This window comes from Furfurilactobacillus rossiae (assembly GCF_013394005.1).
In the GTDB taxonomy this organism is placed as follows: Bacteria; Bacillota; Bacilli; order Lactobacillales; family Lactobacillaceae; genus Furfurilactobacillus; species Furfurilactobacillus rossiae.
The window spans coordinates 2,239,208-2,260,549 of the sequence record NZ_CP040586.1 but is presented as its reverse complement, the minus strand read 5'-3'; the positions used below and the strand labels follow the sequence as shown (position 1 = coordinate 2,260,549).

At 44.6% G+C, this 21,342-nt stretch carries 21 protein-coding genes and 1 other annotated feature; of the genes, 15 read left to right on the top strand and 6 right to left on the bottom strand.

From position 1 onward, the window contains the following. Positions 1 to 75: 75 nt before the first annotated feature. The 3 genes from LROSL1_RS10920 (at position 76) to recQ (ending at position 3,756) form a co-directional block, all read left to right on the top strand. Entirely contained in the window at positions 76 to 1,491 is a 1,416-nt protein-coding gene (locus LROSL1_RS10920; protein ID WP_178914577.1) for a C69 family dipeptidase, read from the top strand. Positions 1,492 to 1,655: 164 nt separating this feature from the next. Further along, a complete protein-coding gene (locus LROSL1_RS10915; RefSeq protein WP_017260453.1) occupies positions 1,656 to 1,961 on the top strand; it encodes a rhodanese-like domain-containing protein in 306 nt (101 codons plus the stop codon). A 7-nt stretch (positions 1,962 to 1,968) separates the two neighbouring features. Beyond that, positions 1,969 to 3,756 (top strand): DNA helicase RecQ, encoded by a 1,788-nt coding sequence (gene recQ / locus LROSL1_RS10910; RefSeq protein ID WP_178914576.1) that lies wholly within the window; start codon positions 1,969 to 1,971, stop codon positions 3,754 to 3,756. A gap of 391 nt (positions 3,757 to 4,147) precedes the next feature. On the opposite strand, the gene LROSL1_RS10905 is transcribed toward recQ, so the two are convergent. After that, complete coding sequence (locus tag LROSL1_RS10905) at positions 4,148 to 4,759, bottom strand: TetR/AcrR family transcriptional regulator (RefSeq protein WP_178914575.1); 612 nt, start codon at positions 4,757 to 4,759, stop codon at positions 4,148 to 4,150. A 95-nt stretch (positions 4,760 to 4,854) separates the two neighbouring features. Here LROSL1_RS10905 and LROSL1_RS10900 point away from each other — a divergent pair, with 95 nt between their 5' ends. Further along, positions 4,855 to 5,145, top strand: coding sequence for a YciI family protein (locus LROSL1_RS10900; protein WP_178914574.1), 291 nt, complete (start codon positions 4,855 to 4,857; stop codon positions 5,143 to 5,145). 72 nt (positions 5,146 to 5,217) lie between these two features. On the opposite strand, the gene LROSL1_RS10895 is transcribed toward LROSL1_RS10900, so the two are convergent. Further along, on the bottom strand, positions 5,218 to 5,574 hold the full coding sequence (locus LROSL1_RS10895; RefSeq protein ID WP_178914573.1) for a winged helix-turn-helix transcriptional regulator: 357 nt from the start codon (positions 5,572 to 5,574) through the stop codon (positions 5,218 to 5,220). Between the two features lie 229 nt (positions 5,575 to 5,803). Between LROSL1_RS10895 and LROSL1_RS10890 the strand changes: the two genes are divergently transcribed. Continuing rightward, positions 5,804 to 6,820, top strand: coding sequence for a zinc-binding alcohol dehydrogenase family protein (locus LROSL1_RS10890; protein ID WP_178914958.1), 1,017 nt, complete (start codon positions 5,804 to 5,806; stop codon positions 6,818 to 6,820). A gap of 76 nt (positions 6,821 to 6,896) precedes the next feature. Beyond that, positions 6,897 to 7,181 (top strand): hypothetical protein, encoded by a 285-nt coding sequence (locus tag LROSL1_RS10885; protein ID WP_178914572.1) that lies wholly within the window; start codon positions 6,897 to 6,899, stop codon positions 7,179 to 7,181. Between the two features lie 228 nt (positions 7,182 to 7,409). On the opposite strand, the gene LROSL1_RS10880 is transcribed toward LROSL1_RS10885, so the two are convergent. The 3 genes from LROSL1_RS10880 to LROSL1_RS10870 form a co-directional block, all read right to left on the bottom strand. Beyond that, the gene (locus tag LROSL1_RS10880) at positions 7,410 to 7,499 is read right to left on the bottom strand and encodes a type I toxin-antitoxin system Fst family toxin (protein ID WP_017260460.1); all 90 of its coding nucleotides are present in this window, start codon (positions 7,497 to 7,499) and stop codon (positions 7,410 to 7,412) included. Between the two features lie 223 nt (positions 7,500 to 7,722). Next, complete coding sequence (gene brnQ / locus LROSL1_RS10875) at positions 7,723 to 9,105, bottom strand: branched-chain amino acid transport system II carrier protein (protein ID WP_178914571.1); 1,383 nt, start codon at positions 9,103 to 9,105, stop codon at positions 7,723 to 7,725. Between the two features lie 76 nt (positions 9,106 to 9,181). Next, positions 9,182 to 9,421: a binding site (T-box leader), on the bottom strand. Positions 9,422 to 9,512: 91 nt separating this feature from the next. Further along, the gene (locus LROSL1_RS10870) at positions 9,513 to 10,463 is read right to left on the bottom strand and encodes a DMT family transporter (RefSeq protein WP_178914570.1); all 951 of its coding nucleotides are present in this window, start codon (positions 10,461 to 10,463) and stop codon (positions 9,513 to 9,515) included. A gap of 240 nt (positions 10,464 to 10,703) precedes the next feature. Between LROSL1_RS10870 and LROSL1_RS10865 the strand changes: the two genes are divergently transcribed. Further along, on the top strand, positions 10,704 to 12,182 hold the full coding sequence (locus LROSL1_RS10865; RefSeq protein WP_178914569.1) for an ATP-binding cassette domain-containing protein: 1,479 nt from the start codon (positions 10,704 to 10,706) through the stop codon (positions 12,180 to 12,182). 668 nt (positions 12,183 to 12,850) lie between these two features. Here LROSL1_RS10865 and LROSL1_RS10860 read toward each other — a convergent pair. Next, entirely contained in the window at positions 12,851 to 13,762 is a 912-nt protein-coding gene (locus tag LROSL1_RS10860) for a proline-specific peptidase family protein (protein ID WP_017260464.1), read from the bottom strand. A 246-nt stretch (positions 13,763 to 14,008) separates the two neighbouring features. On the opposite strand from LROSL1_RS10860, the gene LROSL1_RS10855 reads away from it, so the two are divergent. The 8 genes from LROSL1_RS10855 (at position 14,009) to LROSL1_RS10820 (ending at position 21,212) form a co-directional block, all read left to right on the top strand. Further along, positions 14,009 to 15,142 (top strand): DUF805 domain-containing protein, encoded by a 1,134-nt coding sequence (locus LROSL1_RS10855; protein WP_178914568.1) that lies wholly within the window; start codon positions 14,009 to 14,011, stop codon positions 15,140 to 15,142. Further along, on the top strand, positions 15,135 to 16,109 hold the full coding sequence (locus tag LROSL1_RS10850; protein WP_178914567.1) for an ABC transporter substrate-binding protein: 975 nt from the start codon (positions 15,135 to 15,137) through the stop codon (positions 16,107 to 16,109). Before LROSL1_RS10855 ends, LROSL1_RS10850 begins: the two co-directional genes overlap by 8 nt. Positions 16,110 to 16,144: 35 nt before the next feature. Beyond that, positions 16,145 to 16,474, top strand: a complete 330-nt coding sequence (locus tag LROSL1_RS10845; protein ID WP_017260467.1) for a hypothetical protein — start codon at positions 16,145 to 16,147, stop codon at positions 16,472 to 16,474. Positions 16,475 to 16,531: 57 nt separating this feature from the next. After that, complete coding sequence (locus tag LROSL1_RS10840) at positions 16,532 to 17,233, top strand: SDR family NAD(P)-dependent oxidoreductase (protein ID WP_017260468.1); 702 nt, start codon at positions 16,532 to 16,534, stop codon at positions 17,231 to 17,233. Positions 17,234 to 17,265: 32 nt separating this feature from the next. After that, positions 17,266 to 17,583: a hypothetical protein gene (locus LROSL1_RS10835; RefSeq protein ID WP_178914566.1), complete on the top strand. Its 318-nt coding sequence runs from the start codon at positions 17,266 to 17,268 to the stop codon at positions 17,581 to 17,583. A gap of 80 nt (positions 17,584 to 17,663) precedes the next feature. Then, on the top strand, positions 17,664 to 18,392 hold the full coding sequence (locus tag LROSL1_RS10830; RefSeq protein ID WP_017260469.1) for a CPBP family intramembrane glutamic endopeptidase: 729 nt from the start codon (positions 17,664 to 17,666) through the stop codon (positions 18,390 to 18,392). Between the two features lie 271 nt (positions 18,393 to 18,663). Further along, positions 18,664 to 20,886, top strand: a complete 2,223-nt coding sequence (locus tag LROSL1_RS10825; RefSeq protein ID WP_178914565.1) for an alpha-galactosidase — start codon at positions 18,664 to 18,666, stop codon at positions 20,884 to 20,886. A gap of 41 nt (positions 20,887 to 20,927) precedes the next feature. Continuing rightward, a complete protein-coding gene (locus LROSL1_RS10820) occupies positions 20,928 to 21,212 on the top strand; it encodes a hypothetical protein (RefSeq protein ID WP_178914564.1) in 285 nt (94 codons plus the stop codon). The last annotated feature ends 130 nt before the right edge of the window (positions 21,213 to 21,342 follow it).

Below are 21,342 nucleotides of genomic sequence, written 5' to 3'. Positions count from 1 at the left end.
TTGCCGCCAAGGACTAGGAATTTATCCATCAGACTTATACACTGGAATTACAATATAAATAAAGAAGGCTTTTTGATGAAAACGAATCATTCTTCATGCACGGCCATTTTAGTTGGTAAGAAAGCAACCATGGACGGCTCGACAATCATTGCACGGAACGAAGACGGCTATGGTGCCATCGGACCCAAGAAGTTCATCGTTCATGCGGCTCGTCACGGTCAACCGGACACGTACACATCCGTTACTACTGGGGTTAAAATTGACTTGCCAGCTGACGCATTACGGTATACGGCTGAGCCCAGTGTGCCAACAGATGAAGGTTTGTATGAAGAGGCTGGAATTAACGAAAAAAACGTGGCGATGAGTGCCACTGAAACCACGTTTACTAATCCACGGGTGCTTGGTTTCGATCCTTTGGTTCACGACGGTGTTGATGAAGAAGCGATGGTGACATTAGTGTTGCCATACATCAATTCTGCGCGTGAAGGGGTTCAACGTCTCGGCGATTTCATCGAAGATTACGGGACCGGTGAAAGTAACGGGATCGCTTTTTCTGATAAGGATGAAGTGTGGTACATGGAAACGGCTGGTGGTCATCACTGGGCAGCCGTTCGTTTGCCAGACGATGCTTATGCCGTTGCACCAAACCAAATCAACATTCAAACAATTGATTTCAATGACACTGACAACTTTATGTGGGCTAAAGACTTACAGGAGTTTGTGACCGATAATCAGTTGAACCCAACACCAGACACGTTTAATTTCCGTGAGATTTTTGGAACCCACACTGAAAGTGACGCACATTACAATACACCGCGCGCTTGGTATGGTGAAAAATTATTTACACCGGATTTGGAACAAGAACCCACCAGTCAACAGATTCCGTTTATTCAACATGCTAACCGCAAACTAGCGGTGGAAGACGTTGAGTATTTCCTCACGTCTCACTATCAGGAAACACCGTTTGATCCGTTTGGCGATGGCACACCTGCTCAAAAGAAAACATTCCGTTCAATCGCATTGGATCGTAACCAGATTTCACACATCTTACAGATTCGGCCAAACGTCGACGCCGCGCATGCTGCTGTGGAATGGATGGCGATGGGCTTCTTTGCGTACAGTCCATACGTGCCATTCTTTACGAACATCAATGACACGCCGGCCAACTACAAGAACACCACTGAGGCCGTTTCACTGGATAACGCTTACTGGTTATACAAATCGCTCGGTGTGTTAGTTGAACCACACTACCACGACTTTATTGTTGAGGTTAACGAGTACCGTGACGCTTGCCAGGCTTACGCTCGTTCGCGCGTGATTGCGGCGGATGCCGAGGCGTCATCGCAAAGTGACACAACACGCTACCTTACGAAACAAAACGACGTCACTGCTGCTGAAATTACCAAACGAACAAAGACGTTAATGGATCATTTGGTTAAAGAGGCATTGGAGTTGTCACCGGTTACGTTTGAACCAGGGGATAATCTGTAATAGCTTATTAAGAGAGGTGAGAATCCGATTGTGGATTGTCACCTTTTTTAGTATCTGCGACGTTACTTCCAGCGGTAAAACGCGTATGTTATTGTAGTTTGCGACTAAGCCTGTATAATTGATAACGCACTAATGGTTAAAATTGCCATTACAAGAGGATAAATATGATTGAAATAACGGTTCAAACGTTGCACGAAATGTTACCGAATGTTGAACACTTAATCGATGTTCGAGAACCTGATGAATATGCGGAAGGCCACGTTGAACAAACAACGAACCTGCCATTAAGTACGATTGAACAGTGGTTATCAAACCTATCGAATACATCAACGTACACGGTGATTTGCCGCTCGGGACGGCGGTCATCGCTAGCCATTGAACAAATGAAACAACATGGCATTACTGGTGTTAACGTCAACGGCGGCACCCTTGCTTGGCAGGCAGCAGGTTACCCAGTCACTAAGAAATGAGGAGCACATGACTGAAACAGCACTTAAAGTACTAAAGGACAAATTTGGCTATGATAGTTTTCGTCCAGGCCAAGATGAAATCATTAATAAAATTATGAATCACGAAAACGTCCTTGCTGTTATGCCAACGGGTGGCGGAAAGTCTTTGTGTTATCAGATTCCGGCCTTAATGCTACCAGGTTTGACGGTGGTGGTGTCGCCCTTGATTTCACTGATGAAAGATCAGGTTGACGCATTATCTGAAAATGGGATTGCCGCCACATTTATCAACAGTACATTGGATTACCAAGAGATTGAACATCGTTTGCAACAGGCCGCAATGGATCAGGTCAAACTGATTTATTTGGCGCCCGAACGGTTGGATGATGAACGTTTTTTGAGCGAGCTGAGTGACTTAAACATCTCTCAACTGGCGATTGACGAGGCTCATTGTATTTCGCAGTGGGGGCACGATTTTCGGCCCAGTTATCTGAACTTGATGAAGACGGTGCACCAATTTCCATCTCATCCGGTAGTAGTGGCATTGACTGCGACGGCGACGAGCAAGGTTGCTAGTGATATTATGCAACGACTCAATATTGATCCTGCTAATGAGGTCAGTACTGGATTTGCGCGGGACAATTTGTCTTTTCAGGTCGTTAAAAACCAGAATAAAGAAGCCTTTTTATTAGAGTACCTTAAGGTAAACGCCAACGCGGCTGGGATCATTTATGCAAGCACCCGTAAAGAAGTTGAACGCTTAACGGGATTATTGCAGAAAAAGGGCATTAAGGCTGAAATGTATCACGCCGGTCTCAGCGAAGATGTGCGAAATAAGAATCAGGAAGACTTTTTGTACGATCGCGTTCAGGTAATGGTTGCGACAAACGCATTTGGGATGGGGATTGATAAAAGTAATGTGCGCTTCGTCATTCATTATCAAGTTCCCGGCAATCTTGAAGCCTATTACCAAGAAGCTGGCCGTGCAGGTCGTGATGGCCTGCCCAGCGAAGCAATTTTGATGTACCAACCGTCAGATTTACAGATTCAGCACTTTTTCATCGATCAGTCGGAGATGGAACCAGCATTTAAGACGCGCGAATATTTGAAACTACAGGAAATGTCCAAGTATGCGAATACCGAGGGCTGTTTGCAACAATTTATTTTGAAGTATTTTGGTGAATCTTCACCGGCGTGTGGTCACTGTGGTAATTGTTTGGATGAACGGGATCAGGTCAACGTGACAGTCGACGCCCAAAAGGTCTTATCCTGTGTTTTGCGAATGCGGCAACGTTATGGCAAGTCACTGATTGCGCAAGTATTGACTGGTTCGCATGTCAAACGAATTCGTGATGAACACTTTGACCAATTGTCGACTTATGGATTGATGAAAGGGCGGTCACAGAAGGAAGTTACAGATTTAATTGACTTCCTGACCAGCAGCGGCTATCTGCAACAAGTTGGTGGTGAGTATCCAACGCTACATGTGAGTGAAATGGGTGGCAGTGTCTTGAAGGGGAAGGCAAAAGTCCTTCGTCGTGGCGCAGTGAAGGCCAAACGAACGGTGTCAGTGGACGACGGTTTGTTCGAATCGTTACGTCAACTACGTTTGAATTTTGCCGAACAACAGCATGTGCCACCATATGTCATCTTTTCAGACAAAACATTGCAAGCCTTTTGTGAAGAATTACCGCAAGGCACGTTGGATATGTTGTCAATTAAGGGTGTTGGTCAGAACAAACTGGATAAGTACGGGGATGCATTCCTTAACGTTATTCAGGAATACGAAGCTGACGCAAGTGAGGCTGCCCAGTAAACAAATTTTTGGGAGGTTTCAGTATGAATAATCGTTGGCTAAAGCTTCCGGTTGTCAACAGTGACACGCTCACCGTGGGACCGGTTCGAGCCTCCAAAGTTCGGAGTCTTTCACCTCGCCGAAAAGCCTCGTGAAGCCCGCGAGGTTTTTCGACCGTCCGTAACCTAAATTCGGAGAACCACCGAATTAACGTTACTTTCACGGCTCGGTATCACTGTTGACGCCCTGCAGCTGATGTAGTCGCAAGATCCATTTAATAATTGTGTTTCCGGATATTTTAGTGCTTTTAACTATCAACTATAAAATAAGGCAAGACACTGTGAGAGTTAGTGTCTTGCCTTATTTTTGCAATGTTCACCGTAATCTAGGAGAACTGACTAAAAATCAGGTGTTATTTTCGAATTAGTGTTTTAATCAGACGATTGATAGTTATTGTGCCATGGTCGACGATATCAAAATCACCGTTTGCAAAACACCATGTGGCCATAATGCCACGAATCATTGAAGATAGATCAAACAGCACTTCATTTGCCGGTTGGATTAACAATCTTTTCTGTCCTTCTAGTTGCTCAATATCCTGTTGAATTGATGTAACAAACCGTCTTTTTTCAAAATGGCTGCCTGGAATAGTCATGTTGGCCGTGAAATTAGTGATGTAGGCTAGTGTCGTTAACTCGACGCCAATAGTATTAGCAAATTTAAATTCCGCAATTAAGATTGCGATTAAATGATCTGCAGGATCAATGCGTTCCTGGTCGAGGCTACTAATGCTATGCATGATATAGTCGTTTAGATTCTCATAAAAGACCTGTGATACGATGTCTTCCTTAGATCGGAAATGGACATAGAATGCCCCTGTTGTGACGTCAGCTGCATTCGCAATATCGCGAACTGAAGCTTTATCGAAACCATTTTTCTTAATTAAAGCCGTAGCTGCCTTGAACAATGCAATCTTCGTAGCGGCTTTTTGTTTTTCGCGCTTGTTTGTTTTTTCCATTGACATTAACCTACCTCTGGACAATACTTATTAAGCTCACATAACATGTTATGTGAAAATCATTGTTTGAATTATTAAAAGTATAACAGGAGATGATGGTCATGTTTTTTATGGAATTGACTTATAAGAAGCCAATAAGTGTTGTTGAAGCAGCTTTACCTTTACATAATCAGTATTTGGATCGTAATTATAAACTGGGGAATTTTATTTTTTCAGGACGAAAAGATCCACGCAATGGTGGCGTCATTTTAGCTAATGTAGCCGATTTGAAAGATTTAGAAAACATTTACCATGAGGATCCATTCTTTAGGCAAGGTATTGCAGATTATAAAATACTTAATTTTACGCCGACAAAGATGAATGATGTGTTTGCTCAAATCCCGTTAAGGTGATGATATGCAAAAATGCCACTTTAGTTAGTGGCATTTTTACGTGATTTCTATAAATTAAAACTAAACCTAAGCCTAAGCCTGTGACGACTCTTCCTCATGATGGGTGGCGTTATAGTAGCGACCCCATTTTTCCATGGCGATAATTACAGGAACGAGGGTTTCACCGAATGAAGTTAGCCGATATTCGGTCTTGGGTGGCATGACGGGGTAGATGGTTTTAACCAGTACGCCATCGTTTTCAAGTTCTTTTAATTGCAGTGCCAGCATTCGATGAGAGCAGTCTTTCATTTGACGCTGCAGGTCCCCAAAGCGTTCGGTGCCGTTTTTGATAAGGTGAAATAAAATAACACTTTTCCATTTACCCGAAATAATCTGTAGCGTGCTTTCAACTGGACAGCCATCCTGACAATCGTAAGTGTGACGTACCATAACTACCTCCAAGTCGATAAATTCCTATCACTAAAGTATGTATTAGTGTCAGAATACAGCAGTCACGTTAAAATTAACAACAAATCATCGTCAACTGGGGTTACTAGTGAAAAATTTGTAACTAGGTGATTAAAATTTCACGATTGTAGCGTTTTTTGTCGATATTAGAATGGAGTTGTTGTTAGAGCAGTTGTCATAGGGAGAGGGAGTTATCAAAATGGCTAAAACAATGAATGCGATCGGTTTTACTGATCATTTGCCAATTACAGATGAGCACAGCTTACAAGACTTTACAGAAGCAGTTCCTGTTGCCAAGGGTCACGATTTATTAGTTCATGTTAGCGCGGTCTCGGTTAATCCAGTAGACATTGGCGTGCGTCGTGGCGGTCGTGGCCACTTGAGTCAGCCCCGTGTAATTGGCTGGGATGCAGTTGGCGAGGTCGTTGCCGTAGGTGGACAGGTACAGTTGTTTAATGTCGGTGACCGGGTTTATTACGCAGGTTCGTTTAAACGGGCGGGTAGCGATAGTGATTACCAGCTCGTGGACGAACGCATTGTTGGTCACGCACCACAGCATTTAGGTGATGCAGAAGCAGCGGCAATGCCGTTAACGACGCTGGCTGCGTGGGAAGCACTGTTTGAACAATTGCCAATTGACCCGGATGACAAAGAAAACAATGCGAAGCGCAATTTATTGATTATCAATGGTGCCGGTGGGGTTGGGTCCATTGCGACCCAACTCGCACATTGGGCCGGTTTGCACGTGATTGCGACCGCTTCGAGGCCAGAAACAATTGACTGGACGCTAGCTCACGGCGCGGACGAAACAGTTAATCACCGTGAAGATCTGGTTAAGCAAGTGCGCAATTTGGGATATCACTACGTAGATTATATTTTGGAACTGAATAATCTGGACGCTCATTGGAGTGAAATGGCTGAACTGATTGAACCTAGCGGCTGGATTGCCTCAATTACTGAAAATCATCGGCCAGTGGATCTCAAACGCCTGACTCAAAAACGGGGCCACTTTGCATGGGAGTGGATGTACACAAAATCATTTTTCCACACCGCAGATATGCAAACACAACATGATATTTTAGAACGAGCCGCAAAAATGTTTGATGATGGGACGTTGAAAAGCACGTTGACCAAACAGTTATCACCATTTGATGCAGCAACATTACGTCAGGCTCATACGTTAGTAGAATCAGGTCACATGATGGGAAAAGTTGTCGTTACTCGGTGATTATGAGTTGATGATGGCATTGACTCTTGTTGTTTGCGTGTATAATGGCGGCAAAAAGTATAATCAGGTGAATGTCATGAAATTAGATCGCCTTTTCGCTCGGATTAAAATGGTGCGGGTATTAAATATCTTCGGAGGCAGTTTGGGTACTTCCATGGCGATGAGAATGATTCAAAGACGGATTACGCATGATATGCTGTCTTTGCGATTAACGCCGGCTGATTTGAATAAAATGCTGAATTTGCCGCCGTATACGATTACTGCACTGGCGTCCGGAAACCCAGATTTCTTTCAGGTCAGTTATAAACAGTTGCAAAGATTGGCTAGAATGCTGGACGAACGGTTGAATGAAGTCCATTAAATGTTATTTATAAATGAAGGAGTTTTCCGGTTTCGTTGTGCTGTTAACTGGCAAGGTGAGTAGGATAAAAAGGTCTGCTTATCGTTTGTCGATGTAGCAACTATGTGGTATATTATTGTCGAAGCGAAGCATGGAAGCATCCGACCCCTTACTAGGTGTGACTAGTAAGGGGTCTTTTTTCGAATAATATGTAATTAGACGGGACACTTTAGGTTGAATTATGGTCAACTACGGCCGATTGTGGCGATCATCCAACCAGTGGTCAAACATCTTTAAAAGCATGCCCACAATCAGTGGTGCTAAAAATAATTGAAGCATGGTTGCATCCCCCTTTCATCCAGATTCTCGATGAATCGAGTCGACCACGCTTTTAAGAATACCAAAACTAGTTCATTGTTTCTCTTACATGTTTATGAGAAAAAGCAGGCGATAAATCCCGTTATATTGGGATTTATCGCCTGCTTGTTTATTCTGATTTAGGTTAGCAACATTGTTATCAACGTGCAAATCACGTTTTTAATTAGATGACTGGCAGCAATTTTTAGTTGTCTGAAACCGAGGCCGTGGTGTGCTCCCGAGCAAGTTTAACGAAATGCCAAGTCAGGCCGATAACGGCACCAACCAAAGCGGGGACGACCCAGTCCATACCGTACTTGGCGAATGGCAGGTAGCTCATTTGAAAACTGGTCATGGCTTTACCAAATGCACTTTGGCTAACGACTGGTGGAAAGGCGGCAATCATGTCGAAAACAGCGGGAACACAAGTGAACAGCACGACGAAAGCGTACACGACTGGATCTCGTTTGAATAGGGGTGAAGTGATGGATAACAGAATCAGTACCATCGCAAGCGGGTATAAGAACATCAACATTGGCGTGGACCATGAAATGATTAGGTTAAGGCCGATGTTAGCCGTTAAGAAGGATGCGATGGTTGTGAACCGTAACCAAACGCGGTAGCTGATGCTTGGGAAATGTTTGTGGAAATCTTGGGCAAACGCAGCAACTAAGCCGATGGCGGTCGTGAGACAAGTAACCGTGATCAGAACGGCTAAAATAGCTTGGCCGGCGACACCGAGATAGTGGTTGACCAGCTGATCAAACGTAACCCCACCATTAGCGGCTAGTTTGAATTGACCCAGTGACATGGCACCAATCACGATTAGTAATAAGTAAATGATGGCTTCGAAACCCATTGAGAAGAAACCAGCACGGGCCGTAACTAATGCGATGGCGTTAGGATTTCGTTTGCCAAGGGAGCGAATTGCAGTGACGACGGTTACCCCGAAGGCAAGCCCCGCCAAGGCGTCCATCGTGTTATATCCCTGAAGGAAACCGTTGAAAAAGGCATCATGCTGGTAGGCTGTTGTGACGGCCTGATGGACAGGATTGCCAAGTGGTTTCAAAAAGGCGAGGAAGAAGACCAGTGCTAGCAAAATTAGAAAAATTGGGTTTAGCAATTTACCGATATTGGCGACGATTTTACTTTGTTCAACAGAAAAGAAGTAGGCTAAACCGAAGAACACGGCGGAGAAAATGACGAGTCCTAAGGTTTGAAAATGTGCAGGCACTAACGGAGCGACACCGACAGTGTATGAAACGGTCGCTGTCCGGGGAGTACCAAACAGCGGTCCGATAGTACCGTGAATCAACACCATAAAGGTGAGGGCAAACCAGACCCCAAGTGGGCGGCCTACGTCGTAAACACCGCCGGCACGGGTGATACTAATTGCTAGCACAGAAAGTAAGGGCAGCAATACCGCAGTTACCAGAAAGCCTAATGCTGCACTGAGCCAGTGGGCGCCAGATAATTGACCCAGGTGCAACGGAAAGATAAGGTTACCGGCACCAAAGAAGAGTGCGAACAGCATTGAACTGACTAACGCATATTCACGTTTGGTTAATTTGTGTTCCTGTAATTCCATATAATTGCCTCTTTTCATTTACGTCATCGAGAAACTATTTTTTTGATAAAAAAACGTCCTTAGCCGAATTACTTCAGCTAAGGACGTTTGCACGTGTTACCACCTTTGTTCACAGACCTCTCACGAGAGCCTGCCTCTTCAAGTACGTGGCCTACCGCCAGATACTCTAGCTCTGTAATGGGAGCACCCATTGACTACTGTTGTCGTAGTCAACGCTCAAAGATGATGTTCACTTGTGGTTGATCGACGCCCTTTCACCAATCGGCGCTCGCTTAATGATCTTTTCGCAGGTTACTTTTCTTTTCAACGCGTGTTTTATTCATCAAATTTTAATGTGTTTATTATGATATCTTAGTCGAACATTGTCAACGATTTTTGAAAAAAGATTTATTCGCTACAAGTTATGTTTAGAACAGTTTGATCAACAATACACCAACAATCATAATCAGCAGGCCAATGATCTTAAGGGGAACGATAGGATTTCGTTTGGCACCGAACCAGCCGAACTGATCGACAATGAGGCCTCCGATAATCTGACCAAAAAGCACGATCACAACGGTTAAGCCAGTTCCGATGATGGGCACTAGATAAACATTACCAAGCACAAACAAGGCACCAATGAAGCCGCCGAACCAGATCCACCATGGATTGTGTGAGATGGCACCGACTGGGAACCGTAAACCGTGATTTTGAATCAGCACCACAATTAATAAAATGAGGGTACCAACCAGAAAACTGACGTAGGCACCTTGAATAGGCGATTTCAATAAGTGCCCCAAGTGACCGTTAATCGCAGTTTGTCCCGCGGCAAACGCACCAAACAAGATACCCAACAATTGCCAAAAACCACGGTGGGGGACGTGATGAGTTTCAGTAGCTTCCGCAGAACCTTGAAACGTATTTTTACGAGCGCGTTCTGGTAGGACGACCGCAAAAACGATACCGACAATCATTAGGATTGCGCCGAAAGCACGCAACCAGGTGATTGAGTGTTGAGCACTGGCAAACCAACCAAAGTTATCAATTAGCAAACCCATTAGGATTTCCCCTAAAATGGGCATTAAAACTGTTTGAATACCACCTAGTTTAGGAAACAACAAAATGTTCCCAGTGAGGTAGACAACGGCGAGCACACCACCAAGCCAGATCCACCAGGGATGGCTAGTAAAGAAAGTTCCGGGAATTAATAAACTGCGTCCAGTCGCAAGCAAAAGTGCAGTTAAAAGGACGGTTCCCATGAAAAATGACATCAATGAAGCAAAGTAGGGTGATTTAAGTGTCCCTTGTAAACGTGAATTAATGGCGGTTTCCATCGGCAAAGCGATTCCAATAGCGATGGCAATCGTAATGGCAAGCATATAATACCTCCTACAGCATTTGAATAACTTGTTTAATGTTACCACTCTGTACGGGATGTATGGTAAATTAAAAAGTAATGAGAATATAAGCACGGTGATAATATTGGTATTTTAATAATGAATAACTTTATTTCGTGGAAGCGCGTTTGGTAATATTCACGCGTTAATCCTTCGAAGATAGTGTGCATTCAACCGCACTATCTAAAACAAAACTAAATAGATATAAAAGCAGGTGGTCGAATGAGTACCATTCAAATTGACCAATTAACGTTCCGGTATCCTGGCGCTGATGCACCGGTATTTGATAAGTTATCGCTCAATCTCGATACAACTTGGCGATTAGGTTTGATTGGCCGTAATGGTCGTGGCAAAACGACCTTCATGAATTTATTGCGAGGTCAGTTGTCCGGTCATGGATTGATTAAAAGGCCGGTGACGTTCAATTATTTTCCCGATGCAGCGATTAATCGGTCGCAAACAGTCATGGCAATCATGACATCAACTGGTGCCGAAGAGTGGCAAGCCAGTTTGGAGTTGGATCGGATTGGACTAGATGAAAGCTATGAACAACGTCTGTTTGACACACTTAGCGGCGGCGAACAAACGCGGGTCTTGCTAGCACGCGGATTCGTTAACGAAAACGACTTTCCGTTAATTGATGAACCAACGAATCACTTGGATATTGAAGGTCGTCAGGTCGTCGGCACTTATCTGAGACAAAAACAGGGTTTCATCTGCGTCAGTCATGATGAGAGTTTTTTGAATCTGTTCGTGGACCACGTTATGTCGTTAAATCGGAGCTCTGTGGATTTAGTAGCGGGCAATGTCGAAAACTGGCAGGTTGATAAAGAGCGCCGTGACAATGCGGCGACCACGCAAAACGAGCATTTGCAGCATCGTATCAAGCAATTGTCGAGCCGTGCCAATATTCAACGCGAGTGGGCTGAAAAGCGTGAACGTGAGTCAAATGACGCTTCTAGTCGACGAATGGCTAAGAAATTGATGTCTCGCGCGAAGGTGTTTGAACACCGAACAGATGCCGCGATTGAACAACGGAAAGGCTTAATGAACGATGTCGATCAGGTGAATAGATTGCGAACCAACGTCCAGCAAACCGCTGGCGGACAGCTATTGCTTAGTCTGCGAGACTTCAGTGTCAAACGGCGCAATGATCCACTGTTTCAACCCGTTTCATTGGATTTTCACAGAGGTGACCGCCTGGCAATCATTGGCCCAAACGGTGTGGGTAAAACTAGTTTTCTGAACTTGCTACGAGGGCAAGAAAAATTGGCTTACGACGGCTATTTGATGAATGATTTGCCTCAAGACATCGGTTACCTGTCCCAGCAGTTTACTGATTTTATCATGGACGGTTCGTTTGACCGATGGCGTGACCATCATGATGAAACGACCGTTTGGAATTTAATGCATCAGTTAGGCGTTTCGCGCCCAAGGTTAAAAGCGCCGACCAGCGAATGGAGCATGGGCGAAATGAAGAAAGCCGCCTTGGCGGTGAGCTTGAGTGAACCACATGGAATATTGATCTGGGATGAGCCGACCAACTATTTGGATATTGATGCTCGCGAACAGTTGCAAACCTTGATTCAGCAGGTGCGCCCCACGATGGTTTTGATTGATCACGATCGTCATTTCATTGAGGAAACGTGTACACAGCAAATGACTTTGAACAAATTCGAAAACAAGCCCCGTCTTCATTAGTAATTGTGGCGATCATTCAACCAGTGGTTAAAACACTTTTAAAAGTTTGCGTACAATCAGCTGCCTAAAACATGTGTGGTATATTCCGTTGCGGCACCCAACAACGCCGTTCCGTGGGGAACGTTTCAGCCCGCTGAAAATCGCGGTCTTCAACATCGACTTTGAGCCCAAAAGGTCTCAAAGCTCGTCCCACACAACTAAATGGCGAAAACCATGCCATTAAGTTGTGTTGACACGGAACTCTGTTGCTGGTCGCCTTCACTTAACTGCCAAATCATTGACTAGTGTAATGGTTAGATTGAGTGTTCAATATTTAAAATCAGTGTAAGCTGGAGGGCGTCAAAATTGAATGCAAGCCGTGAAGGTGGTGTTAATTGGGCGTTTTCAAGCCCAATTTACAGCACGGGACGGTCGTGAAGACGTGGTTTTCGGCTTCACGGCGAAGTGAACGACTCCGAACTTTAGGAGGCGTGAACTGGTCCCACGGCGGTATTCAATTTGGACAACCGCAAGCGTGAGTCAACGACTACGGTCTATCATCTAAACAGACTCCTATGTTCACGGTCAACGATGAAAATACACAATTAAATTTAGACAAGCAAACAGGCGACAAGTCCCTGATATAAGGGATTTGCCGCCTGCTTATTTGTGACTATTGAATTTAAAAATTAGTCGTTAAAGTTGCCGCTTTCAACATCTTTGATGAACTTGGCCAAGTGATCGAAGTAAACGGGCGCGTTATCGATCATGTGGTGGTGACCACCATCTGGTGTTGTTTCAAGACGAGCGTGAGGGATCAGCTTTTGCATGGTCCGCGCTGTGTCTAATGGCATAGTTTCGTGCTCACCAAACGTTAATAGCGTTGGAACCTTGATGTCCTTAAGGTGATCACGGAAGTGCCAGTCTTTCAACTTACCGGTAATAACGAATTCGTTGTCACCTTGGAAAGCGTTGTAAACGGGTGTTGCCATCGTTGAAATTAAATGAGCGATTGCCGGTGGCTGTTTGCGGTCAACATAGCCACGGTTTAAGACATCAACATCAGCTTGGTAACGGTCGTTGTCATAGTCATTTTTAGCTTCGCAAGACTGCATAAACTTAACTTCTTCGGCAGGTAATGCCTCTTCACGAACCTTGTTAATGTGGGTGACGTATTCATCAATTTCATCGACCATTGATGAAACAATCGCGCCTTTCAAATGGTCGCCGTATTTAGCAGCGTATTCTTGAACTAACAAGCCGCCCCAGCTTTGACCGATAAGGTAGAAGTTGTCGATGCCAAGCTTTTGGCGAACTTCTTCAACTTCATCCAAGAAGTATTCATAAGTGAGGTACTTGTCAGCAGTTGCCTTGTCTGAGTAATCGGGTTGGTCTGAGTAAAATGAACCCAGTTGATCGTACATGTGAACGGTCACGTTCAAGCCTTGTTTGCCAAGTTCTTCAGCAAAGTTTTCCCAGTATTCGTGTGTGCCACCAGGGCCACCGTGCAGACATAGTAAGTGAATGTCGCCCGTGCCTTGAGTGTTAGTCCATAAGTGATACCCGTTGTCGAGTGTCATGATGGTGGTTCCTTGTTTCATGGGGTCAGCCTCCTTCATGTAATGTCACTAGTTTATCACGTTTCTGATGGTGTTCATCAATTTACTAATAAATGGTCCCGAAATCGGCGAATATTTGTGCAAACAGACCTATTATTGGTTAAAATTAAGGGTAATACCGGTGGTTTCGTGTTTTATGAACGTTAAGGCAATAGGCAAATGTTTATTAAGAGAGTGGACTTACAAATGACTAAGTAAGTGCACGGTTAAGAGAGAGGATAAACTGACATGAATATTTGGGCAAACTATATTGCCAGTTGGCAACAAATTTTTAATTATCGCGGTAAGACGCGGCGACGTGATTTCTGGGCCGCCATTATTGGCATGGTGATTGCGAGTATCGTGGTTAGTACGATTCTATCAGGTGCAACGGGATTGAGTGACGGAATTGCGCTTCCGGCCCACTGGTTGGAAAACTTCTTCTTTCTGGCTCAGTTTTTACAATATCTAAGTATGTCGGTTCGGCGGTTACATAGTTTAAGTTTGTCTGGTCACTATCAGTGGCTGATGCTGGTTCCTGGTGTGCACATGATTGTTTTGCATGCATTACCAGAAGTTGAAAAAGACCCACGTGCGCCATGGTACAACATGATGAGCGTCGATAATGGGCCAGCAAGTTTAGAGGTTAACCATCGCGGTCATGTAAGTGGCATTTTGAGTAATGCTTTTGGGTACACATGGCGAAATATGTTTAATTTTCGCGACACGGTATCACGAGGCAACTATTTATGGGCGAGGGTGACCTGGAGCATTTTCAGTTTGTTCGCGGGAGCGTTGCTTTCGCTGACTATCTTTTTAATTGTCGTTGTACGTATTTTTGTTTCATTATTAATGAACCGTGGGAATACACTACAATTGAATCCAAGTCTGCAATCGCCAACGTTTGATCCAAGCGTGTTGAACGGATTGGGCCTTTTCATCATTCCGGTTGGATTGATAGTCGGTTTTTTGATTGTATTTCCAATCGTTTCACTAACTGCCCGACGCCTACATGATCAAGAATTAAGTGCTTGGTGGGTGTTCTTATACTTGGCAGGTTCTGTTGGTAGTTTGATTTTACTCTTGTTGTCGTTGCTGCCGGCTAAGGATGGTCAAACAAAATATCCAGTCGCAGATGGGCGCCCAGCCGCGAACACTGAGAGTAGCGATAGTGGCGATAAAAGTGAACAAACGGTCAGCGCTTCGGCGGCTTCTTCACAGGCTTCAGTAGAGGTCTTTTATCCACAATCTGTCACAAGCGCGGCACAAGTTGAAGTGTTCTATCCACAGTCATCAACCGTCGCTTCTAGTGAGTCCGCAGCTACAAGCGATACTAGCGTGCAATCAAACGCCGCATCCGAGGATCGTGATGACCATGTCTAAGCGTCGACATAGATTGTTGCTGACCACGGTCACTCTAGCAGCTTTGGCTACGTTATTGGTAATCGTTTCGGCATGTGGTCGTTCAACACAAAGGGTCAGTGCCCCAGCAACAAAACCAACCAACATTAATTTTGCTGTTGGTCAGTCGGTGGACGCTTTACCGCTATATGTGGCGGAAGAGCGCGGTTACTTCACGCAAGCTAAATTGCGTGTGACTTTAACTAATGTTGCGGCGGCTGACGATCGCGTCAGTGGTATCAGTACGCATCAGTTTGAAGGCGCCATTAGTGGCTTGCCTGAGCTAATGATGACGAGTGGCACGCACCCAACGAGCCAAGTGGTAGGCAACGCCACGAATTATACTGCGCTGATGACGACGGATGATAACGTAACTAAGCTGAAACAGTTAAAGAATAAAACGGTTGGTACACTGGCGAATTCAACGCAGGCATACGCTACTGATTTGCTTATTGAAGATGCAAAGTTAACGGACAAAAACGTTACGTTGAAAACGACGGCTAGTGAAACCGAACTGATGAGCGCCGCTAATAATCATACTGCGAGTGCTGTTAGTTTGACGGATCCTAACGCAAGCTTATTGCGGCGCCAGGGAGCGCGAACACTAGCCCAAACGACGGCCAATCAAGCTAATACCGGAATTGTGTTTGGCAACAGCATGTTGAAGAATCATGCTGCGGCCGTGCAAGGCTTCATGAGGGCCTATAACCAGGCGGTGGATTACATCAATGCGCATCCCAGCACAATGGATTATCAAGAAATTTTAGTTAGCAAACTCGGTTATCCTGGGGATGGTCTGAATGCGTTAGCACTGCCGCATTTTGCTACGGCAACGACGGTTAGCAAACAGTCGTTGGGGAATGTTCGCAGTTGGTTATTGGCTAAGAATCAGGGGCTACGATTAGCGACTGTTGAGCGTTATCGTTCCACCTTACTATCTGACAAATAACAGTGTGATTAGCACATAATGAATGAGGATAAAACATGTTAATGAAAGTTTTGAGCTTCATCACAACATTTGCTGTGGCAATATACGGTATTTGGATTATTATCGCGGCGCAACGTAAAAAGACCCGGCCTGCGCGTGAGTATCAATTATGGCTGCTTGTCGGCGGTATTTTTATACTTTGTCAGGTTTTATTTAGCGACAATCGGCTATTAGGCGCGGCACTATTGTTTGTGGGCTGTGTAGTGGTATCAGCCGTATATTATCTGATTGACCGTAAACAACATGACACGATTAACTGGCGGTCACACGTTCTACGTGGCTTGCTGGAACTTGTACTGGTTGTGTGGGCCGCATTTGTTGGGTAGTGACATAACAAGGTCGGTTCTGGATAACAAAGTGAAAATGATTGGGAGCAAACTTAAATGAGTAAAAGTGTATTAATTACTGGTGCGACCCGTGGCATTGGGCTAGCACTGGCACAAAAATATGTTGAAGACGGTGACCTAGTGCTCGTTGGCACCCGAGATTTGAATCGTGGCTTGGATGTTGTCGATGAGTTACGTGACAATGGTGGTCAAGCGCGATTATTACAGATTGATTTAATGGATCATGGCAGTGTGATGCAGGCCGGTCAGTGGATTGGTGAGCAGTTTGGCAAACTGGATTTGTTGATCAACAACGCTGGGGTGTTTGACGATCACGATATCCAGGCCAGTCATGAAGATTCGGAAAGCCTTCATCAAACATTTGATGTAAACGTGTTGGGGACTTACTTGGTCACTCAGCAGATGTTGCCGTGGCTGGAGGCTGCTAATGATGGCATGGTAATTAGCATGTCGGATGAATTAGCTACATTTGCTAACTTTGCTGCCAGCACGCCCACGACTGGACTGGGTCAACGAATTTCTCGAATGGGCGTTAACGCGATGACCGTGCTACTTCAAAATGAACTGCGAGGTAATGTTCATTTCCGTGCGGTGACTCCCGGTCCAATTGCCAGCAACCCGGCACGAAAGGGAGCACCAGTCGCAACTGCCGTTGATTTAATTCAAAAGATTGATCAACACAAGGATTCCGATTGGGATGGCAAGTTAATTGGTCCTAGCGGAATACTCCCGTTTTAGGGTGAAATGCTTTAACAATCGAGGTGGGCGTGATGCCGAAACACGGTCGATTATGGTATCAAATTCGTAATGCACGACATACGGGTGAAGGCGAGTTGCCAGGCGATAAATGGCGAACAACGAATAAGTATGTATTAGAAACCGAGTACTATCAAAACTTAATGAAGTTATCAAAGGATGACATGGCCAACATGATTGACCTGTATCCTGAAATGATTCCTACAATTACTAATGGGCATGCCATCAATGTTGATGGCGCCTACTTATCAATGGATGAGTGGCAGCAGTTAGCGACCACCTTATCTGCTAAAGCAGTTGCCCAGGGTTTAACCAAGTATGAAACGGATTAAGCCGAGGACTTATCATTCACTGCTTTTATATAAAAACTGTTATGATTTTAGCTAATCACAGTTATTAGGGGATGGAGTCAATGTCGCAAAACAAATGGTTTAAAGTGTTGGTGCCTTGGGTTGTTGTTATTATTGTTGCCTTATTATTTGGCTGGATTCAAAGGTCAACGGGTTCCACCATTAGTTTTATCGTAATTTTTGAAGTCGTGATGTTCACAAGTGTGTGGCTACTCAACCATTTTTGGCTACATGTTCCGATCTTCTTAAGGCCAACAGAACGTTCTTGGCGGTTACTGCCAATTAATTGGACGAGTCTTGTTGTTTTATTACTGGCGATCGCCGTTGTCTTTGGTGGCAAAGGGAACTTCTGGTTATCATGTGTGGTATTGGTATTTGTGGGTATTACAGAAGAATTCGCTTTCCGTGGCGTCATCTTGCCGCTTGCCAGCAAGCTGGGTTCGGTCCAGAATCAACTATGGGTTGGTATACTTGTCTCTAGTGCATTATTTGGCGTGGCACACGGGGTGAATTTACTGCATCAGGCGCTGTTGATTACAGGCTTTCAGATGTTATCGGCATTTTCAATTGGAATTTTACTGTCTGCATTGTATTTGAGAACCGGTAGTCTTGTGTTTCCAATTCTATTGCATGGGTTAAACGATTTTCTCAGTTCTTATGGTAGTGGTGGTCTCCAAAGCCCACAGGTGTCACTGACTGGCGTTGGATTAGCGTTGGTTTACTTACTGACAGGACTATTTTTACTGCGTAAGTCTAAGCGAAACACTATTCAGCAGCCAATTAAAGCGTAATTGTGAGATCTTAGCTAGATATAAAGTGATTTTACGAACGGAATAGACATCCTTGCGATGTCTATTTTTTTAGCCTTAAATAAGGAAACCAACGCAGTGAACAATCGATTATTGACGCAAACTACAAACCTGATCATTCGGCAACCACGATGGGATGATGGAATAGTAGGCTAATAATAAAAAACGATTTTGTAAGCGATTACAAAACGTGTAAAATTGAGGCATGAGACTGTTAATTTGTTAATAAGTCAAGTTTATAGGAGGTTGTCCCATGAGTATCTCAGTGACAGGAAATGATTTTAATTTACAAACAGCGCATACCAGTTATTTGATGGGTGTGCTTGAAAACGGTGAAATAGGTCAATATTATTATGGCCCACGGCTCGGTGACAAGGTCAATACGGCTGATTTTCGGCACCGAGAATTCCGTTCCATCACCCCAACGTTAACGGCGGAACAACCTGAAGTGACCATGAGTATGATTAAGCAAGAATATCCAAGTTATGGTCATGGGGACTTTCGTTATCCTGCGTATCAGGTCACTTATGATAATGGTGCGCGGATTTCTGAATTTGTTTATCAGAATTATGAAATTGTTGATGGCAAACCAAAGCTCGGTGCATTGCCCTCTGCCAGTGCAGATGCGGACGACAAACACGTTCAAACTCTACGCATTCATTTGCTTGAAAAACAAAGCGGCCTGCAGCTGACCTTAAATTACAGTGTATTCGAAGACGAAGACGTGATTGTTCGCAGCACGAAGTTTGAAAACAAAGGGGAAACGAAGATTAAACTCAACGCTGCATTGAGTGCGAGCGTCGATTTCTCTGATGATCAGTATGACATGATTCAACTGTCTGGTGCGTGGGCACGTGAGCGGCATCTGTACCGGCGTCCATTGACGCGTGGTGTGCAAGCAATCAGCAGTACACGCGATGCCAGCAGTGCGCAACAGAGTCCATTTTTAGCACTTGCCCGTAAACAGACTACGGATCAAAACGGCGACGTTTATGGTTTTAACTTGGTGTATAGCGGCAACTTCCTGGCGCAGGTCGAAGTCGATTCCTATAACGTCACGCGGATGACGATGGGTATTAATCCGTTTGAATTCGGCTGGCAACTCAAAGCACATACGCAATTTCAAACGCCTGAGGTAATGATGACGTTTGCGAGTGACGGTTTTAACGGCATGAGTCATCAATTTCAACGCTTCTTAACCAACCATTTGATCTCAAAACGGTGGGTCAAAGAACCACGGCCAATTCTCATTAACAATTGGGAGGCAACCTATTTCGATTTCAATGAGCAAAAACTATTAGCTATTGCGAAATCAGCGAAGTCGCTGGGGATTGAACTGTTTGTGCTCGATGACGGTTGGTTTGGCAAACGTAATGATGATAATAGCTCGTTGGGAGATTGGCAGGTCAACTTAGCCAAGTTGCCAAACGGATTGAGTGGGTTAGCCAATAAAATTCACGATTTGGGCCTTCAATTTGGCCTATGGTTTGAACCAGAAATGATTTCTAAGGAAAGTAAACTATATGCGGCTCATCCAGATTGGGCCATTCATGTACCAGATCGGCGAATGACACCGGCCCGAAACCAGTTTGTGCTGGACTTCTCCCGTCAGGAGGTAATTGATTATCTGTTTGACCAAATGGCGGCGGCAATTCGTGAAACACACCTTGACTATATTAAGTGGGATATGAACCGCCACATTACTGAAATGTTTAGTTTGGCACTGTCAGCGGATCAACAAGAAGAACTCCCACACCGCTACATTTTGGGAGTTTACCAATTGTATGAACGGTTGACGTCCGCATTTCCTGATGTTCTGTTTGAATCATGTTCGTCTGGTGGTGGCCGTTTTGACGCTGGCATGTTGTACTATGCGCCGCAAACGTGGACCAGTGATGATACGGATGCTATTGAACGACTCAAAATTCAGTGGGGTACTTCAATGATCTATCCGTTGAGTACAATGGGAGCCCACGTTTCTGCTGTACCAAACCATCAGGATCGCCGCGTGACCTCACTAGCAACCAGGGCTGCTGTCGCTTACTTTGGTGTACTTGGCTATGAACTGGATATTAGTAAAATGAGTCCGGCCGAAAAGACAACTGTGGTTGATCAGATCAAGTTTTATAAACAATACCGGCCACTATTCCAGCAGGGCACGTTCATCCGTTTACAGAGTCCGTATGATGGCGATGGTAACGTGACATCTTGGATGGTCGTCAGTGACGATCAAAAAACAGCTATTGCAGGGCGTTATCAAGTTTTGGCCGAGCCTAACCCAGCCTATCGTCGTTTGAAATTTGCCGGACTGAATCCCGATTTTCTGTACACTGTCGATGGTGTTGATGGCGAATTTTCAGGTCGTCAATTGATGAATGCCGGGATTTTTATTCCAGAGTTATTCGCAGAACGCGGTGATAATCGTGACCGAACTTTCGATTTTCATGCGGATCTATATATCGTACACGCTAAATAAAAGAGTCAACTGAGAAATTACTGGAGGGATCAAATGTCCGTTTGAGCACTGTTTTAACCCGAGGGGGCGGTAATGATGATTCGAAAACAATTGCATCGCCAAACTCCGAAACGTTGACTGCCGCTGTATTGCTGGTTGGCACTAATTCAGGCGCCTTGCTCGCGCCATATGGCATTAAGGTACTGAGTGCAATTACACATGATTCGGTGGGAACGAAAACGTTCTTTTTGCTTGGATCGCTTTTAGTCGTGATAACGATTGGCGCGTTTGCGATTGCAATAACGGCGAGTCATCGTCGTCAAACTTCCTCCAGAGCATCGCGTTAAACCAATTAAAGAATATCCATTGATCCTGATAAACGCTGATATAGCGGGTGTCTAGGATTCTTAGCCCAGTAATGAACATTAATTACTGGGATTTTTTAGTGTCCAATCATAAACTAATCTCACGATAAGA

What these genes read in the sequence shown, in the direction of transcription:
- LROSL1_RS10840 (WP_017260468.1), top strand. Translation starts at nt 16,532, where the DNA reads ATGAGTAAAAGTGTATTAATTACTGGTGCGACCCGTGGCATTGGGCTA.
- LROSL1_RS10920 (WP_178914577.1), top strand. Translation starts at nt 76, where the DNA reads ATGAAAACGAATCATTCTTCATGCACGGCCATTTTAGTTGGTAAGAAA.
- LROSL1_RS10890 (WP_178914958.1), top strand. Translation starts at nt 5,804, where the DNA reads ATGAATGCGATCGGTTTTACTGATCATTTGCCAATTACAGATGAGCAC.
- LROSL1_RS10905 (WP_178914575.1), bottom strand. Translation starts at nt 4,759, where the DNA reads ATGTCAATGGAAAAAACAAACAAGCGCGAAAAACAAAAAGCCGCTACG.
- LROSL1_RS10860 (WP_017260464.1), bottom strand. Translation starts at nt 13,762, where the DNA reads ATGAAACAAGGAACCACCATCATGACACTCGACAACGGGTATCACTTA.
- brnQ (WP_178914571.1), bottom strand. Translation starts at nt 9,105, where the DNA reads ATGGAATTACAGGAACACAAATTAACCAAACGTGAATATGCGTTAGTC.
- LROSL1_RS10880 (WP_017260460.1), bottom strand. Translation starts at nt 7,499, where the DNA reads ATGCTTCAATTATTTTTAGCACCACTGATTGTGGGCATGCTTTTAAAG.
- LROSL1_RS10885 (WP_178914572.1), top strand. Translation starts at nt 6,897, where the DNA reads ATGAAATTAGATCGCCTTTTCGCTCGGATTAAAATGGTGCGGGTATTA.
- recQ (WP_178914576.1), top strand. Translation starts at nt 1,969, where the DNA reads ATGACTGAAACAGCACTTAAAGTACTAAAGGACAAATTTGGCTATGAT.
- LROSL1_RS10845 (WP_017260467.1), top strand. Translation starts at nt 16,145, where the DNA reads ATGTTAATGAAAGTTTTGAGCTTCATCACAACATTTGCTGTGGCAATA.
- LROSL1_RS10825 (WP_178914565.1), top strand. Translation starts at nt 18,664, where the DNA reads ATGAGTATCTCAGTGACAGGAAATGATTTTAATTTACAAACAGCGCAT.
- LROSL1_RS10895 (WP_178914573.1), bottom strand. Translation starts at nt 5,574, where the DNA reads ATGGTACGTCACACTTACGATTGTCAGGATGGCTGTCCAGTTGAAAGC.
- LROSL1_RS10855 (WP_178914568.1), top strand. Translation starts at nt 14,009, where the DNA reads ATGAATATTTGGGCAAACTATATTGCCAGTTGGCAACAAATTTTTAAT.
- LROSL1_RS10850 (WP_178914567.1), top strand. Translation starts at nt 15,135, where the DNA reads ATGTCTAAGCGTCGACATAGATTGTTGCTGACCACGGTCACTCTAGCA.
- LROSL1_RS10915 (WP_017260453.1), top strand. Translation starts at nt 1,656, where the DNA reads ATGATTGAAATAACGGTTCAAACGTTGCACGAAATGTTACCGAATGTT.
- LROSL1_RS10865 (WP_178914569.1), top strand. Translation starts at nt 10,704, where the DNA reads ATGAGTACCATTCAAATTGACCAATTAACGTTCCGGTATCCTGGCGCT.
- LROSL1_RS10835 (WP_178914566.1), top strand. Translation starts at nt 17,266, where the DNA reads ATGCCGAAACACGGTCGATTATGGTATCAAATTCGTAATGCACGACAT.
- LROSL1_RS10870 (WP_178914570.1), bottom strand. Translation starts at nt 10,463, where the DNA reads ATGCTTGCCATTACGATTGCCATCGCTATTGGAATCGCTTTGCCGATG.
- LROSL1_RS10830 (WP_017260469.1), top strand. Translation starts at nt 17,664, where the DNA reads ATGTCGCAAAACAAATGGTTTAAAGTGTTGGTGCCTTGGGTTGTTGTT.
- LROSL1_RS10900 (WP_178914574.1), top strand. Translation starts at nt 4,855, where the DNA reads ATGTTTTTTATGGAATTGACTTATAAGAAGCCAATAAGTGTTGTTGAA.